The organism is Microbacterium sp. NPDC089698, from assembly GCF_044749045.1.
Lineage (GTDB): Bacteria > Actinomycetota > Actinomycetes > Actinomycetales > Microbacteriaceae > Microbacterium.
This window is the reverse complement of sequence record NZ_JBIVHE010000009.1, coordinates 87,834-104,482: the sequence shown is the minus strand read 5'-3', so window position 1 is coordinate 104,482 and position 16,649 is coordinate 87,834. Positions and strand designations below refer to the sequence as shown.

General features: G+C 70.3%; 12 protein-coding genes. 4 read left to right on the top strand and 8 right to left on the bottom strand.

The window, feature by feature from the left end:
* Positions 1-144: 144 nt before the first annotated feature.
* From ACIPY5_RS19480 to ACIPY5_RS19465, 4 genes are read left to right on the top strand one after another with little or no spacing between them, the layout of a single operon-like run.
* Positions 145-1,449 carry an ABC transporter substrate-binding protein gene (locus ACIPY5_RS19480; RefSeq protein WP_400973770.1) on the top strand — a complete coding sequence of 435 codons (1,305 nt, stop codon included), beginning with the start codon at positions 145-147 and terminating at the stop codon, positions 1,447-1,449.
* Positions 1,446-2,357 carry a carbohydrate ABC transporter permease gene (locus ACIPY5_RS19475; RefSeq protein WP_400973767.1) on the top strand — a complete coding sequence of 304 codons (912 nt, stop codon included), beginning with the start codon at positions 1,446-1,448 and terminating at the stop codon, positions 2,355-2,357. Before ACIPY5_RS19480 ends, ACIPY5_RS19475 begins: the two co-directional genes overlap by 4 nt.
* Entirely contained in the window at positions 2,357-3,268 is a 912-nt protein-coding gene (locus tag ACIPY5_RS19470) for a carbohydrate ABC transporter permease (protein ID WP_309340133.1), read from the top strand. Before ACIPY5_RS19475 ends, ACIPY5_RS19470 begins: the two co-directional genes overlap by 1 nt.
* A gap of 50 nt (positions 3,269-3,318) precedes the next feature.
* Positions 3,319-4,998, top strand: coding sequence for a glycoside hydrolase family 13 protein (locus tag ACIPY5_RS19465; RefSeq protein WP_400973763.1), 1,680 nt, complete (start codon positions 3,319-3,321; stop codon positions 4,996-4,998).
* A 116-nt stretch (positions 4,999-5,114) separates the two neighbouring features.
* Here ACIPY5_RS19465 and ACIPY5_RS19460 read toward each other — a convergent pair whose 3' ends face one another.
* The 8 genes from ACIPY5_RS19460 to mshB all read right to left on the bottom strand — a co-directional run bounded on the left by ACIPY5_RS19460 (position 5,115) and on the right by mshB (position 16,541).
* Positions 5,115-7,907 (bottom strand): PIG-L family deacetylase, encoded by a 2,793-nt coding sequence (locus tag ACIPY5_RS19460; RefSeq protein WP_400973761.1) that lies wholly within the window; start codon positions 7,905-7,907, stop codon positions 5,115-5,117.
* A gap of 183 nt (positions 7,908-8,090) precedes the next feature.
* Positions 8,091-8,972 (bottom strand): ROK family protein, encoded by an 882-nt coding sequence (locus tag ACIPY5_RS19455; protein WP_400973758.1) that lies wholly within the window; start codon positions 8,970-8,972, stop codon positions 8,091-8,093.
* Positions 8,973-8,992: 20 nt separating this feature from the next.
* On the bottom strand, positions 8,993-10,498 hold the full coding sequence (gene argH, locus ACIPY5_RS19450) for an argininosuccinate lyase (protein WP_400973755.1): 1,506 nt from the start codon (positions 10,496-10,498) through the stop codon (positions 8,993-8,995).
* 35 nt (positions 10,499-10,533) lie between these two features.
* Entirely contained in the window at positions 10,534-12,276 is a 1,743-nt protein-coding gene (locus ACIPY5_RS19445; RefSeq protein ID WP_309340125.1) for an iron ABC transporter permease, read from the bottom strand.
* The gene (locus ACIPY5_RS19440) at positions 12,276-13,361 is read right to left on the bottom strand and encodes an ABC transporter ATP-binding protein (RefSeq protein WP_400973752.1); all 1,086 of its coding nucleotides are present in this window, start codon (positions 13,359-13,361) and stop codon (positions 12,276-12,278) included. Before ACIPY5_RS19440 ends, ACIPY5_RS19445 begins: the two co-directional genes overlap by 1 nt.
* 8 nt (positions 13,362-13,369) lie before the next feature.
* Positions 13,370-14,467 carry an extracellular solute-binding protein gene (locus tag ACIPY5_RS19435; RefSeq protein WP_400973750.1) on the bottom strand — a complete coding sequence of 366 codons (1,098 nt, stop codon included), beginning with the start codon at positions 14,465-14,467 and terminating at the stop codon, positions 13,370-13,372.
* Positions 14,468-14,538: 71 nt separating this feature from the next.
* On the bottom strand, positions 14,539-15,657 hold the full coding sequence (locus ACIPY5_RS19430; protein WP_400973748.1) for an ROK family transcriptional regulator: 1,119 nt from the start codon (positions 15,655-15,657) through the stop codon (positions 14,539-14,541).
* A complete protein-coding gene (mshB, locus tag ACIPY5_RS19425; RefSeq protein WP_400973745.1) occupies positions 15,657-16,541 on the bottom strand; it encodes an N-acetyl-1-D-myo-inositol-2-amino-2-deoxy-alpha-D-glucopyranoside deacetylase in 885 nt (294 codons plus the stop codon). Before mshB ends, ACIPY5_RS19430 begins: the two co-directional genes overlap by 1 nt.
* Positions 16,542-16,649: the final 108 nt, after the last annotated feature.

The window sequence follows — 16,649 nt, the reverse complement described above, 5'->3', positions numbered from 1 at the left end:
TGCTTGACCTCTCGGTGGACCTCTGTCAGAGTAACCCTTGCCCGAGTTAATTCGGGAACAAAATCTAATCTCCGGAACAAGGATCCGCCGGTCGTGCCGAGAAGCGCACGACGAGCCGGGCCGCCGGAAGGGACGAGGACAAGGGTGTCTGGAAGAAGCACGCGGATCGCGAGGGCGCTCGCCGCCGTCGCCGCGCTCGCCGTCGCCGGGGGAGCCCTCGCCGGCTGCGCCCCGGCCGACGGGCGCGAGACGATCCGCTTCACGTTCAGCAAACGCGAGGCGATCGACTTCATGACCAAGAAGGTCGCGGAGTACAACGCCTCGCAGGACCGGGTCCGCGTCGTGATCGACACCTCGGGCGTCGACGTGGTCTCGGCGAGCTTCGTGCGCGGCAACCCGCCCGACCTCATGCTCGCCAACTACAACATGGAGGTCGCGCGCTTCGTCTCGCGCTGCGCGCTGAGCGACCTCAGCGCCACGAAGGCTGCCGGCGAGATCGCCGCCACGTACCAGCCGCTGCTCGATCAGTACGGCACCTGCGCCGGCCGCACCAGCGCGCTGCCCTACTCGGTCATGGCGGCGTCGGTCATCTACAACAAGCAGATCTTCGCCGAGCACCACATCGCGGTGCCGACGACCTGGGACGAGCTGATCGCCGCCTGCGACGCGCTCAAGGCCGCCGGTGTCACGCCGTTCTACGCGACGCTCAAGGACGACTGGACCGTCGGCCAGGGCTGGTACGACTATGCGGCGGGCGGATCCGTCGACGTGCTCGACGTGTTCCAGAGGCTCAACGCCGAGGGCGCGAAGGTCGGACCCGACTCCGCGACCTCCTTCTCGAAGGAGTTCGCCGCACCGATGGCGAAGATGCAGCAGCTGCTCGGGGCCTATGCGAACAAGGACGCGGCGAGCCGCGGCTACGGCGACGGCAACCTGGCCTTCTCGAAGGGCCAGGCCGCGATGTACCTGCAGGGCCCCTGGGCGTTCAGCGAGATCGCGAAGACCGCGCCCGACCTGCCGCTCGGGACGTTCCCGCTGCCGATGACGGACAGCGCCTCCGACCTCAAGGTGCGCGTCAACCTCGACCTCGCCGCGATGATCCCCGAGGGCTCGCACCACAAGGCCGCCGCCCGGGACTTCCTCGAGTACCTGTATCAGCCGCAGAACATCGAGGCGTACAACGCGTCGCAGCTCGGCTTCGCGCCCACCACGTCGGCGCCGGCGCCCGACGACCCCCGCGTCGCCGGGATGATCCCGTACGTCGACGAGGGGCACGTCTACCAGGGGCCGTCCGTGCTCGTGCCCAAGACGATCCCCGTCTTCAACTACGCGCAGGCCATGGCCCTCGGCGCGAAGCCGCAGACGACCCTCGCCACGATGGACGCCGACTGGGCGCGGCTCGCGTTCCGCGCACCGGCCGCCCGCGACACGAAGGGGGCCGCGCAGTGAGCACCACGACCACGATCGTCACCCAGGGCGACCGCACGGTGCGCCGCAGCACGCGCCGCGTCGAGCCGATCTACTACCTGTTCCTGCTCCCGAGCCTGCTCCTGTTCACGCTCGCGATCACCGTGCCCGCGGTCATCGGCATCTTCTTCAGCTTCACCGACTCGATCGGGATCGGCGACTGGAGCTTCAACGGCGTGACGAACTACGTCGCGGCGTTCAGCGATCCGGCCATCCTGCAGAGCTACCTGTTCACCTTCGGGTTCTCCCTCGCCACGGTGGTGGTGGTGAATGTGATCGGCTTCCTGCTCGCGGTCGGCCTCACCTCTCGGATCCGGTTCACGACGGGGCTGCGCACGATCTTCGTGATCCCGATGGTGATCTCCGGCATCATCATCGCCTACGTCTTCAACTTCCTGTTCTCGAACTCGATCCCCGGGCTCGGGAACGCGACCGGCCTGGAGTGGCTGCAGACCAGCATCCTCGCCAACCCCGACCTCGCGTGGGTCGCGATCGTGATCGTCACCGCGTGGCAGGCGATCCCCGGCACGCTGCTCATCTACATCGCAGGCCTGCTCTCGGTGCCCGGCGAGGTCTACGAGGCGGCCGCGATCGACGGGGCCTCGAAGGCCCAGCAGCTCACCAGGATCACCGTGCCGCTCGTGTTCGGCTACGTGGTGATCAACGTGATCCTCGGGTTCAAGGGCTTCCTCAACGCCTACGACATCATCGTCGGCCTCACCAACGGCGGCCCCGGCACCGCGACGCGCAGCGTGGCGATGACGATCATCGCCGGCTTCAACGGCGGCGACTACGCCTACCAGATGGCGAACGCGACCATCTTCTTCGTCGTCGCCATCCTCATCTCCCTCCTCCAGCTCTCGCTGACGCGCGGAAGGAACGCCCTCTGATGTCGGCTCAGACCCTGCTCACGACCGAAGCGATCACGACCGAGGCGCTCACCGCCGGATCCACCGGAGGCCGCCGGCCTCGCATCCGCCGGGAGCGCGTCAACTGGTCGGGCACGATCATCCTGATCCTGTGCGCGATCACGGTGCTGCTCCCGCTCTACGTCACGATCTCGATGGCGTTCAAGACCACGAACCAGGCCGTCGACGGCAATGCCTTCTCGCTGCCCGCACCGTTCTCGATCGACGGCTTCGTGCAAGCCTGGAACCTCACGACGTTCCCCGTCGGCGCCGGGATCTCGCTGTTCGTCACCGCGGGCACCGTGGTGCTCACGATCGTGCTCGCCGCCTTCGCGTCCTATGCGATCGTGCGCAACTGGGACCGGAAGCTGTTCCGGTACTCGTTCTTCTACCTGCTCGCCGCGATGTTCATCCCGTTCCCCGTGGTCGCGCTGCCGCAGATCCAGCTCACCGGGCTCGTGCACCTGGACAACCCGTTCGGGGTGGTCATCCTCGCCACGATGTTCCAGCTGAGCTTCAGCGTGCTGCTGTTCACCGCGTTCCTGCGCTCGATCCCGCTCGAGCTTGAGGAGAGCGCCCGCATCGACGGGGCGAGCACCTGGCAGACGTTCTGGCGGATCATCTTCCCCCTGCTCGGCCCCATGAGCGCCACGGTCGGCATCTTCGCGTTCCTCTACGCCTGGAACGACTTCATGATGCCGTCGCTGATCATCTCGGATCCGGCCTTGCAGACGCTGCCCGTGAGGCAGAACCTGTTCCAGACCCAGTTCAGCAACAACTACAACGTGTCCTTCGCCTCGTACCTGATGGCCATGGCCCCCGCGATCGTCGCCTACCTGTTCACGCAGCGCTGGGTGATGGAGGGCGTGACCCAGGGCGCCGTCAAGGGCTGACCGCGCCTGCGCCCGAGACCACCGAACCGCAAACCCCGGAAGGGAACCCCATGACCGATGCAGTCCTCACGACCGACGCCCTCGTGACCGGATCCGCCGACGCCGCCTGGTGGCGCCAGGCCGTCGTCTACCAGGTCTATCCGCGCAGCTTCTCCGACACGAACGGCGACGGGCTCGGTGACATCCGCGGCGTCGTCGAGAAGGCCGACTACCTCGCCGGCCTCGGCGTCGATGCAGTGTGGCTGAGCCCGTTCTATCCGTCCGAGCTGGCCGACGGCGGCTACGACGTCGCCGACTACCGCGATGTGGATCCGCGCCTGGGCACCCTCGCCGACTTCGACGACATGATCGCGGCCCTGCACGGTCGCGGCATCAAGGTGATCGTCGACATCGTGCCGAACCACTCGTCCGACCGGCACGCCCTGTTCCAGGCCGCACTCGCCGCGCCCAAGGGCTCGCCGGAGCGCGACCGCTACATCTTCCGCGACGGACTCGGCGAGAACGGCGAGCTGCCGCCCGCGGACTGGACGAGCGTCTTCGGCGGCGCCGGCTGGGAGCCGGTCGGCGACGGCCAGTGGTACTTCCACTTCTTCGCCAGGGAGCAGCCCGACTTCAACTGGGACAACCCCGACGTGCACGCCGAGTTCCTCGCCACGCTGCGCTTCTGGTCGGATCGCGGGGTCGACGGCTTCCGCATCGATGTCGCGCACGGCCTGAGCAAGGACCTCCCGGAGGTGCTGCCGAGCCAGGCGGAGCTCGACGCGATGGACACGACGGACGGGCAGCACCCGATGTGGGATCGCGACGCCGTGCACGACATCTACCGCGAGTGGCGGCAGGTGTTCGACGAGTACGACCCGCCGCGTATCGCGGTGGCCGAGGCGTGGGTGGCCACGGCCGAGCGCCGGGCGAAGTACGCGACCCCGGACGGGCTCGGCCAGGCGTTCAACTTCGACCTGCTCGAGGCGGACTTCGATGCCGCGCAGTTCCGGCACATCGTGACCGACAACCTCGCGCAGAGCGAGGCGACCGGATCCAGCTCGACCTGGGTGCTCTCGAACCACGACGTGGTGCGCCACGCCACCCGCTACGGGCTGGCGCCGCTGAACGGGCGCGACGTCAAGCAGGGGTCCGCATGGATCCTCGCGGGCGGTCCCGCCGACCAGGTCGACCTGGAGCGGGGCGGACGCCGCGCGCTCGCCGCGTCGCTGTTCCTGCTCGGCCTGCCCGGCAGCACCTACCTGTACCAGGGCGAGGAGCTCGGCCTGCACGAGGTCGCCGACATCAAGCCGGAGGACCGCCAGGATCCGGCGTTCTTCCGCGGGGCCGACCCCGATCGCGACGGGCTCGGCCGCGACGGCTGCCGCGTGCCGCTGCCCTGGGCGCGCTCAGGATCCTCGTTCGGGTTCGGCGCCGCGGGCGCCCACATCCCGCAGCCGGCCTGGTTCGCGGACTACGCGGTCGAGGCCGAGGACGCGGATCCGGCGTCCTCGCTCAACGCCTACCGTCGCGCCCTCGCCCTGCGGCACGAGCTGCAGACCGGCGAGAGCCTGGACTGGATCGAGACGGGCCGCGACGACGTGCTCCGCTTCGTGCGCCCGAACGGCTGGCAGGTCGTCACGAACTTCGGCACCGAGCCGTTCGCGCTCGCCGCGGGCGAGGAGCCGGTGCTCGGCGCCCTCGTCGACGGCGCGGTGGCCGGCGAGAGCACGGTCTGGCTGCGCGGCTGAGCGGATCCGCCGCCGAGAGGCTCCGCTCCGAGGGATGAGCGACCGGCGGCGGGCGAAGAGGAGGGGCCGACGCGAGTCTTCGCGTCGGCCCCTCCTCCGTTCAGGGGGTTCCCCGGTCAGCGCGAGCGGCCGCCCAGCGGTGCGCGGGTCGCGGAGACGCCGCTCTGCGACTCGAAGGACACGGCCAGCACCGGGGACGCCGGCGTGCCGGTGAGGCTGTCGCCCGAGCCGTTCGCCGTGGTGCGGACCGGGAAGCCGACATCGGTCCGCCCCGAGCTCACGCTCTTCTCGGTGCTGCCGAGCACCTGCGCGCCGTCCCACAGGAACACCCGGGCCGTGCCCGCCCGCGGCGTCTGCAGCGCGACCTTCGCGATGCCGCCCGAGACGGAGGACGAGAGCACCTTGAGCTCGTGATCCGCCTTCGAGGATCCGCCGAGGGGAACCTGGTCGCCCGCGGACTGCAGGATCGACTGCGGCGAGGCGACCGACCGCGCCGCGGTGTCGGGCAGCGTCGGATCCTTGGGGCTCGCTCCCGCATCGGCGATGCCGTCGAGCGTGATGACGCCCCAGCGCCAGGGATCCGCCCGCATTCCGGGGAACGTCGACCAGCCGACGCGGTTCTGCGCGGCCTTGTTCTGGGTGTCCGAGTCGTTCACGACGACGTTGAACCCGACGTGGGCCGGGTCGAGGTTGTCCGGCAGCACCGCGAACGGGATCTTCACCTCGAGGTCGTAGCCGGTGTACTCGGCGGCGGTCGGCGCCATCCGGACCGCGACCTCCATGCCCGGAGCCGTCACGGCCGCCTCGCCCTGCCAGTTGTCCCTGTCGCGTCCCACGCCGGGGGCGCCGGTCATGGTGTCCATGGAGGGCATGATGCCGCCGATGAAGGTGTGCGCGGTGTTGGGCGCGTCCCCGCGGGGGTCGACGTAGATCTCGACCGAGTCGGTGCGCCGCTGGCGCTTGTTGTCGGCGGCCGGGAGGATCGTCCCGCGGATGTCGTCGGCGACCGAGATGAACAGGTAGAGGTTCGCGTCGTCGTGCGTGATCCAGGTCTTCGCGCTGATCGACGGGGTCGTGCCGCCCATCGGGGATCCGTCCCAGATGGTCTCGACCGGAATGGGCTCGCCGGGGTACTCGTCCTCGCGGCGGACGCCGTCCAGCACGGGGGCGACCGCCGCGCGCTGCACGGCGTAGGCGGGGACGAGGTTCATCGTCACCGTGCGGGCCGCGGTGCCGGCGTCGCTCGCCGCGCGGACGGTCACGGGCCAGTTGCCGCCGTTGCTCGCGCGGTTCGCCGTGGGGATCGTCGCGTCGGTGTTGGCGACGTCGAACGTGAGGGTGGCGGTCTCGCCGGCGCCGAGTCCCGCATAGGGCAGCTCGGCCGGGGAGGCGGAGAACCCGGCGGGGAGCTCGAGCGAGACCGATCCGGAGCGCACCCGGTCGGAGAAGTTCTGCACGACCACGTCGAGCGGTCGCGTGCGGCCCTGGCCGACGGGGAAGAGCTCGGGGACGAGGACGTCGAGGTGCTTCATCCCGAGCCCGGCCGTCCACTCGCGGAACAGGCGGATCTCCGGCAGCGGGCTGATGGTCGCCTCGACCGCTCCGGCCACGCGGAGCTGCGCGAACGTGGTGCCGGACGCGCCTCCCGCGGCGAGCGTCGCCTCGACGCGCGCCTGGGTGCCCACCGGATCGGATCCGGCCGTGACCTGGAACGTGAGGCGCTGCGAGGCGCCCTTCTTGAGCGCGCGCACGGACTGGGATCCGCCCGTCGTCCACCCGCTCGGGACCGCGAGGGTCACCGTGCCGGCGGCGAGCTTCGCGTCGTCCGGCGCGGTGATCGTCACGTCGACGGCGAGGCTCCTCCCGGCGACCGCCTCGAACCGCGAGGGGCGCACGTCGATGAGCGTGCCGAAGGGGAGCCCGCCGTCGATCGGGAGAGCCGCGCCGCGCAGCGCGGCGTCGCCTCCGGAGCGGGGGTCCGCGAGCGGGGTGCGGGAGTGGATGACCGTGAACCAGGAGGTGGAGATCTTGGCGGGGTCGGTCGGGCTCGCGGCCATCTCGGCCCAGCCCTGCGTGACGTAGGCCCAGCGCGCGAGGTCGAGCATCTCCGACCAGCGGCGGCCGTTGCGGGCGCTGGGGGTGCCGTTCCAGCAGCCGAAGACGACGTCGGAGGCGACGGACGGGGTGTAGCCGGCGGCGATGCCGCCCTCGCCGTTCGCGCCCGTCCCGTTCGCGCCGGCACGGAGGATGCGCCGCGGCTGCCAGGCCGCGAAGCCCTCGGCGAGGTGCTCGGGGAAGCGGCTCGGGTCGCCGGCCGCGAGGTAGGCCTCGACGGCGAACATCGCGGCCTGCTGGTGGTTGCCGTGGTTGCCCTCGACGGCGGACGGGTTCATCGTGACGATGACGTCGGGCCTGGTCGCCCGCACCACCCGCACGATGCGGCCGAGGACGGCGTCGCCGCCCCAGACCTGGCGCGACAGCGGCGCGCTCGCGGTGTAGTAGAAGTCCAGGCCGTCCAGGTTGAAGACGTGCTCGATGCCCGCGTAGCCGACGGCCTTGCGCTCCTCGGCCTCGCGCATCATGCCCAGCGGCGGGCCCTCCTCGAGCCCGACGGCGTTGCCGCCGCCCTCGCCGCGGGTGACCGTGATCACGCCGGCCTTCATGTCGAAGAACTCGTTCCACTGCCCGAACACGCCGAGGTTGCCCGCCTCGTCGTCCGGATGCGCGCCGATGAACAGCACGTTGAGCTTGACGGCGCCACCCGGAGCCGCGAGCGCCTGTTCGGCGGCGCTCAGCGGCGAGATCTGGAACGCGGCGCCGGCCGCGGCGGCGGCGCCGAGCACGCCTCCGGCCTTGAAGAGGGTGCGGCGGGACATCGCGCGCTGGGACAGGGGGAGTCGGTCGTCCATGAGTCGTCCTTCCGCGCGGGCGGACGTCGACGTCGCGCCCCGCGCATTCGGTGGAGAGGGGAGGCGGTACTTTCTTTCTGTGTAGAAATAACCGCTGATAGCAATTCCACAGGTGCACGGGAGAGGCGTCAACGCCGGAAAATATCTCCGCCGCCGCGTCCCTTGCGGGACGGGCGGCGGAGGTCAGGCCGCAGCGGCGTCGTCGGCGAGCATCACCGCGCCGCGCAGCGACGCGTCCGGTCCGAACTCCGACAGCAGCAGTTCCGGCGCATAGGGGAGGGCGGCGCCGAGGCGCGCGGACAGCGGCTGGAACAGCGCGGATCCCGCCCGGGTCATCCCGCCGCCCACCACGATCCGCGACGGGTCGCAGGTGAGCGCCGCGGTGACGAGATGGCGGGCGATCTCGTCGATCGTGCCCGACCACATCTCATCGGCCGCGGGGCTGGTGCCGAGCGCCGCGATCAGCTCCGGGACGTCGGAGGCGGGCACGAGGACGTCGGCGGCGACGCGCCGCTCGAGGCCGCTGCCGCCGGCGTACTCCTCCAGGGTCGGTGCGCCCGCCCGCCACTGCGAGACCGCGCCCACGATCCCGTATCCGATCTCACCGGCCGCGCCGTGAGCGCCGCGGAGCACCAGTCCGTCCAGCACCGGGGCGATCGCGATGCCGGTGCCGAGGTTGACGTAGAGTCCCACCTTCGTCCCCTGCAGCGCGCCCTCACGTCCCTCGGCGAGGGCCGCGGCCTTCACGTCGTTCTCGATCGCGACCGGGACGGCGCCGAAGACCTCACGGAAGCGGCCGGCGAGATCGAGTTCGGACCAGCCGACGACGTTCGGGGCGAGATCGACCCGGTCGTCGAACACGATCCCCGGCGTCGACACCCCGACGGCCTCGACCGCGGCGTCCGGACCGGCCAGGCGCGCGGCTGCCGTGAAGGTCCGCTCGAGCACGCTCACGGCGGGCTCGTCCGGACCGATCCGCAGGCGCTCGTCCCGGCGTGAGCCGTCTGCGGCCTCCACGCGGAGGGCGACCTTCGTGCCGCCGAAGTCGATCCCGAGCACGCTCATCCGGCGCGACATCCGCCCGATCACGCCTGGAGGGCTGCCGTCGCCTCGACCAGCCGGTCGGCGACGGCGTCGAGGTGATCGCGCTTCGCATCGCGCCAGCGGCGCAGCTCCTGCGCGGTCTCCTGCCGGGCTGCGGCCATGCGGGCGACCTCGCTCGGGGCGGCGCCGCCGGTCGAGGTGCGCACGGCGACGAAGTTGTCGGCGTCCAGCGCGCGGGCGACGTCGTCGGTCGTGAGCGGCACTTCGCGGCCGGTCGCCTCCTGAGCGACCTCGCGCACGCGGTCGGTGGACACGGATCGCACATCGGTCATGCCCGCGGCGTCGGCCTCGCGGACGATCCGGGAGACGACGGTGTGCGCCTGGGTGAAGGTGAGCCCGCCGTCGCGCACGAGAGTGTCGGCCAGCTCGGTGGCGTTCGCGAACGACGCCAGCGCGCGCTCGCGCATCACATCGGTGTTCACCTGGATCGTCCCGAGCACGCCGGTCAGCAGGTGCAGGACGTCGGTGAGCGTGTCGACCGCGCGCCACGCATAGGGCTGGAGGTCGTCCTCGGTGTCGACGATGTCGCCGAACGGGGTGTTGTGCATCATGGTGAGCACGGTCGCGGCGCTCGCCGACGCCGCCGACAGCAGGGACCGGGAGTGCTCGATGGAGACCGGGTTGCGCTTCTGCGGCATGATCGACGAGATCTGCACGTAGGGCGCGGCCACGCGGTACAGGCCGAACTCGGCCGTGCACCAGGTGAGGAAGTCGACGCAGCTGCGTCCGGTGTCGATCGCCATGAGCTGCAGCGCGATCGCCGAGTGCGCGATGTAGTCGGTCGCGGCGACGGCGTCGTAGGAGTTCTCCACGAGCCCGCCGAAGCCGAGCAGGCGGGCCATGTTCTCGCGGTCGATCGCGAAGCCGGTGCCGGTGAGCGCCGCACCCCCCATCGGAGAGAAGTCGAGGCTCTCGTAGGCCTGCTGGACGCGGCGGATGTCCCGGCCGAGCACGTCGGCGATCGCCAGGAAACGGTGCCCGAGCACGGACGGCTGGGCCGGCTGCGTGTGGGTGTGCTCCAGCGTGAGCGTGTCGGCGTGCTCGGCGCCGAGACGGACCAGCGTCTCGTAGAGCTCGCCGGCGGCGTCGAGCACCTTCAGCAGCTGACGCCGCATGACCATGCGGTACAGGGTCATGCCCATGTCGTTCCGGCTGCGCGCGGTGTGCAGGCTGCCGGTGACCTCCCCGCCGATCCGCATGAGCTCGTGCTCGACGGTGAAGAACAGGTCCTCGAACTCGCCGGTGTACTCGCTCGCCGCCAGGGCCGCCAGGTCGAGGCCGTCGATCGCGGAGGCGATCGTGGCCGCCTCCGCATCGCCGAGGATCCCGGCGTCGTGCAGCATCACCAGGTGCGCCCGGTGGATCTGGATCATGGACGGCAGCAGCATCCGCTTGGCCTCGTTGTACGCGGGGCGCAGCACGGCCGTGGTGTAGCTCTCGCCGGGGAAGGATGCGCCGTCGCGCTGGACGATCTCGTCGCGGTTCATTCTCTATCTCTCTCTGAGGGGTCTGGGGGCGGCGGTCAGAAGGCGGGCGTCGCCGCCTCCCTGGCTTCCATGCGCCGGGTGACGATCAGCACGACGAGCACCAGGAGGACCTGGATCATGCCGTACACCGAACCGGTGCCGATGTTGCCCTGGTAGTTCTCGTTGTTCACCGCGATCGACAAGGGGATCCACTCGGGCGTGTAGATCAGGATGCTCGCCACGAACTCGCCGACGCCGTCGACGAACGCCAGCAGCGCGCCGGCCATGATGCCGCGCGAGATGAGCGGAAGCACCACGCGGCGGAACGCGTACCACCAGCTCGCGCCGAGGCTGCGGGCGGCATCCTCCAGGTGCGGATCGAGCTGCGAGAAGGACGCGACCGTCGAGCGGAAGATCAGCGGGTTGAACCGCACGAAGTACGCGAGCGGCAGGATCGCGAACGTGCCGACCAGCACCTGGCCGAACGCGAAGGGCGAGGGGCTCGAGAACGCGGTGATGAGGTTGATCGCGACCACCGTGCCCGGCAGCGCCCACGGCAGCATGATCGCGATGTCGAGCGCGAGCTTGCCGCGGAACCGCATCCGGCTCATCACGTAGGCGGCGCCGGCGCCGAGGATCATCGCGCCGCCGACGGCGATCACGCTCATCAGCAGGGAGTTGGTCACGGGGCGCCAGAACTCGAAGCCGCTGAACAGCTGGCCCCACCACTCGAGCGTGTACTGGGTGGGCAGCGCGCTCATCCGCCAGCCGCCCTTGGCCGTGACCGAGAGCACCGCGATCATGAGGATCGGGAGCACCAGGAACACCGTCACGGGGACGGCGACCACGAAGAGCAGCACCCGGAGGGGCGTGGACGCCACGGTGGAGCGCTTGCGTCCGCCGCCCTTGGACTGGGTGCGGTACACCTTGCGCTGCTCGTAGGAGCGGATGATCGCGAGGAACACGATCGAGATCACCGCGAGCGTGGTGGAGATGATCGAGGCGAGCCTCATGTCGCCGTTGGTCTTGGCGATCACGATCTGCTGGGTCATCACGTCGGTGTACTGGAAGAGCAGGGGCGCCGTGTACGACGACATCGCCGACATGAACGTGATGAGCGAGCCCGCGACCAGCGCCGGCGTGAGCATGGGCAGCACGACCTTGGCCCAGATGCGGCCGGTCTTCGCGCCCATCGAGGCCGCCGCCTCCTCGAGCGACGCGTCCGCGTTGGCGAGCGCGGCCGAGACCGTGAGGAAGAAGTAGGGGTACATCGTCATGGCGTGCACGATGAGCACGCCCGCGACGCCCTGCAGCCAGAAGGCCTTCTGATCGACGCCGAAGAGCTCGTGCAGCGCGAACGGGATCCGTCCGCCGACGCCGAACAGCAGCTTGAACGACCACACGCCCATGAGCGGGGGCAGCGCGATCGGAAGCAGTGCGAGGACCTGGAAGACGCGCCGGCCGGGGAACTCCCAGCGCGTGAGCAGGATCGCCACGCCGGTGCCGAGCAGTCCCGCGCACAGCACGGACAGCAGCGACAGCACGATCGATCCGCCGATCGCGGAGGTCTGGGTGGGGTTCGCGAAGAAGTCGCCCCAGGCCTTGAAGGAGAACCCGAGGATCTCGGCCTTGTCCTGCGAGACGCTGCGTCGCGCGGTCGCGATCATCGGCCCGATCACGTAGCCGAGCAGGACGACGAGCAGCAGGGCGAGCGTGAGGACGGTCGACCAGCGGCGGCGGATCCAGGACGGGCGCTTCGACGGCCCGACGACGCGCTGGGCGTTGGTGAGCGTGACCATCAGCTCTCCGCAGGCACGCAGTACGCGGCCTCTTCCGGCAGCACCACGCGCAGGGCGTCGCCGCGCGTGGGGCGCACGTGGGCACCCGTGAGGTCGACCTTGATGCGGCCGACCGCGGTGTCCAGCTCGCAGGAGAGCGAGTGCCCGATGAAGTCGACGTCGGCCACCGTGCCGGAGATCGTGTTGGCCTCGTCGCCGGGGCCCGCGAGCCGGACGTTCTCGGCGCGGACCGTCGCGATCACCTCGGATCCGACCGAGAACCCGACGCCGGGAGCCGCAGAGCCGGCGCGCACCGAGAGCGCGCTGCCGTCGGACAGCGTGAGCTCCGCGCGAGCGCCGTCGCTCTCGCGCACGGTGGCGCGGAGCAGGTTGTTGCGTCCGAGGAAGCCGGCGACGAACGCGGTGCGCGGCCGGCTGTAGACCTCGTCCGGGGTGCCGACCTGGTGCACGACGGCCGTGTTCATGACGGCGATGCGCGTCGACATCGCGAGCGCCTCGGCCTGGTCGTGGGTGACGTAGACCGAGGTGATCCCGGTCTCGGCGTGCAGGTCGCGCAGGGCGCTGCGCATCTCGAGCCGGAGCTTCGCGTCGAGGTTCGACATCGGCTCGTCGAGCAGCAGGAGCTGCGGACGGAAGACGAGCGCCCTGGCGAGCGCCACGCGCTGCTGCTGCCCGCCCGAGAGCTCGTCCACACGGGCGTTCGCCTGGGCCGAGAGGCCCACCTGCTGCAGGACGTCGGAGATCCGACGGGCGGCCTCGGCCTTCTGCACCCCGCGCACGTCCAGCCCGAAGCCGACGTTGCGGCTCACCGACATGTGCGGGAAGAGGGCGTAGTTCTGGAACACCAGGCCCACGTCGCGCTTGTTCGCCGGAGCGTACGTCACATCACGATCGTCGAAGTGGATCGTGCCGCTGTCGGGCTCCTCGAACCCGGCGATCATGCGCAGCGTCGTCGACTTGCCGCATCCCGACGGGCCGAGGAGGGTGAAGAACTCCCCGTCGTCGATCGTCAGGTCGATGCCGTTCACGACGGTGCCGGAGCGGGCGAACGATTTGCGGAGCTGGTGCAGAGAGACCGAGACCATGCGTCAGATCAGCCCTTGTCCTTGATGTTGTCGGCCCAGTAGGTCATCCACTCGCTCTGGTGGTCGGCGAACACCTTCCAGTCGATCTTCATCTCGTTGAGCGTGAAGTCCTTCATCCAGGTCGGCTGCTTGTCCTTCGGGATGTCCATCGCGGGGATCTGGTAGTAGTCGGCCGCGAGCTTCGCCTGCATCCCTGGCTCCATCAGGAAGTCCATGAACGACTTGGCGGCGGATGCCTGCTTCGCGTTCTTGATGATGCCGACGCCGTCGACGAGCACGGGAGCGCCCGACTTCGGCATGACGTAGCCCCAGGGGCGGTTGTTCTTGAGCGGCTGGATCAGTGCGTCCTGCATGTTCCAGACCGTGACCTGGCCGGTGCCCTGGTCGAGCTGCGTGTACATGTCGTCCGGGTTGGCGGCATAGGAGACCGTGTTGGCGTCGATCTTCTTCAGCAGGTCGTAGCCGGCCTCGGGCTTGCCGTCCTTGGCGAACGCGGAGTAGACCATCGAGGCGTAGATCGTGCGCATCGTGCCGGAGGGCATGACGTCGCGGATGACGATCTTGTCCTTCCATTCGGGGCTGGCGAGATCGGCCCAGTCCTGCGGAGCCGTCTTCTCGGTGAGCAGATCCGAGTTGTAGATGATGACCTCGGGGAGCAGCATCTCCGCGGTCCAGCGGTTCTCGGGGTCCTTGTACTTGTCCGGAACGCTCTTGCCGTTCTTCGGGGTGTACGCGTCGAGGAGCCCCTCGGATGCGGCCTGCTCGAACTGCTGCTGGGTGCCGCCCCAGAGGAAGCCCGCCTGCGGGTTGCCCTTCTCGGCCCTGACGCGGTCGAGGTTGTCCTGCGCGCCGGCGATGACGGTCTGCACCTTGCCCTTGTACTCGGGGAACTTCTTCTCGAACTCGCCCACGACCCAGGCGACCTCGTCCTTGTCGCGCCCGGTGTAGATCGTGAGGCCGTCGCTGGGAGCGTCGGTCGTGGATGCCTTGGTCTCGGTCGGCTTGGCGGCCGAGACGTCGCCGGCGCATCCGGAGAGCAGCAGCGCTCCCGCGGAGGCGAGGCCCGCGGCGGCGAGCAGGGGTCGGGTGATCTTGTGTGCCTTCATGTGTCTTCCTCGTCGAAGTGGTGCGGCGGGTGCCGCGGATCGGGTGGGATTCGGGGGAGTGGGGGATGCGATCACAGGCCTCCCGCGAGCAGCTGCTGCCAGCAGCGGTTCACGGCCGAGTCGAGCACCGCGTTCGGGTTCGAGCGGGCGGCCCTGACCTCGGGGGCGAAGGGGAGGTTCTTGCGGACGGGCGCGAGCATCTCGGCGTGGTCCTCCGGGCGGAAGGCCCGCGCGTGCCCGCCGAGAAGGATCACGTGCGGATCGAGGATCGCCGTGATCACCGCGATCGCGTGCGAGAACGACGCGAGGATCTCGGTGCGGAGGGTCTGCGCCGCGGGGTCGCCGGCGTCGGCCAGCGCGAGCAGGCGATCCACCGCCTGTCCGCCCACGTCGTGACCGGCGGCCTCGAGCCGGGCCGCGATGGCGAGCGTCGAGGTGGAGTCCTCGAAGTCCGTGCGGTCGGTCGCGTTGAGCGGGAACAGCCCGATCTCGCCCGCGGCGCCGTGGTCGCCCTCGATGAGACGGCCGCCCGCGATGATGCCCGCGCCGATGCCGCGCTCGCCGAGGTACAGGTAGACGGCGTTGCGGCCCGCGCGCAGCTCGAGGCTGCGGCGCTCGGACGCCATCATGAGGTTCACGTCGTTGTCGATCGTGACGACCGTGCCGAAGCGCTCGCGCAGCATGGTGCGCAGCGGCACCACCGACTCCCAGCCGAGGTCGGGGGCCGCGCTCACATCGCCGGTCTCGGCGTCGACCACGCCCGGCACCGCGACGCCGATGCCGAGCAGATGCGGGGTGCGCTCGACCAGCTCCGCGACGAGTTCGAGGATCGCCGCGGGCTCGACCCGTCCCGACGTCGCAGGGGCGACGGACTCGGCGATCACCCCGCCGTGCAGGTTGATGCTGCGGGCGCGCAGCGAGTCCGAGGCGCAGGAGATCGACAGCAGCGCCCCGTAGTCGCGGACCACCTCGAGCTGCACGGGCGGCCGGCCGATGCTCTGGGTCTGGTTGCCGACCTCGCGCAGCACGCCGTCGTCCAGCAGGCTGCGCACGACCCGTGTGATGAGGGAGGAGCTGACGCCGAACTGCTCGACGAGGTCGGTGCGGCTCTTGCGCTGCTCGTGCAGCGCGCCCACGATGCGGGCGCGCTGCGTGCGGCGGTCGTCGAGCGCGAGGGTCGGTCGCGCCATCAGCGCACCGCCGCGGGGAGCAGGTCGGACTCGTACGCCGCGGAGGTGCGGTGCCCGCCCTTCACCCGGATGAACCACTCGCGGTCCTGGATCCGCATCCCGCGCCCGGACGCGAGCACCCAGTACGGGCCCTTCACGGTGAGCTGGGTGCGATGGCAGTCGAGAGCGGCCGCCTTCGCGTCGACGTAGGAGGACACGTCGAACTCGACGTCGATCTCCTCGTCCTCGTGCACGCCGTCGGGGTACTCGGCCGGATCCGGATCGACCCACAGCCCGAGCTCCTCCGCGTGCGCGGCGAGGGCCGTGAGCTCGTCGACGATCAGCCGGCGCGGGACGGCGGTCCAGTACACCGACGGCACCTCCCAGACCGGGCCGTCGAGGGCGGCGCCGGCGTCGGCGGCGAGCTCGACGCCGCGCATCGCGACGCGGTGCGTCTGGATGTGGTCGGGGTGCCCGTAGCCGCCGTTCGGGTCGTAGGTGATCACGACCTGCGGGCGGACCTCGCGGATGATCGCGGCCATCAGCAGACCCGCCTCATCCGGATCGGCCTGCCAGAAGGCGTCGGGGCGGTCGTTCGCGGCGATCCCCATCCGCCCGGAGTCGCGGAAGCGACCGGGGCCGCCCAGATAGCGGTGATCAGCGACGCCCAGCGCGGACATCGCCGCGGCGAGCTCGCGCGCCCGCTCGGGGCCGAGCGCGTCGTCCTCGTCCACGGACAGGTGCGAGAGCTCCGGGACCGCGATCCTGCCCTGCTCGCCCTGCGTCGACGTCACGACGGTCACACCGTGGCCCTCCGCGAGCAGCCGCGCGATCGTTCCCCCCGTCGCGCAGCTCTCATCGTCGGGATGAGCGTGCGCGAGCAGGACATGGGATCCGTTCGCCATGGGTGATCTCCTCTGATCGTCGAGCCCGGCGCCGTCGGCGAGGCGAATTTGATTCTGACAGCAAGAATCAAAGTGGAGCCAGACCGGAAAATATGTCGGGATCCCGTC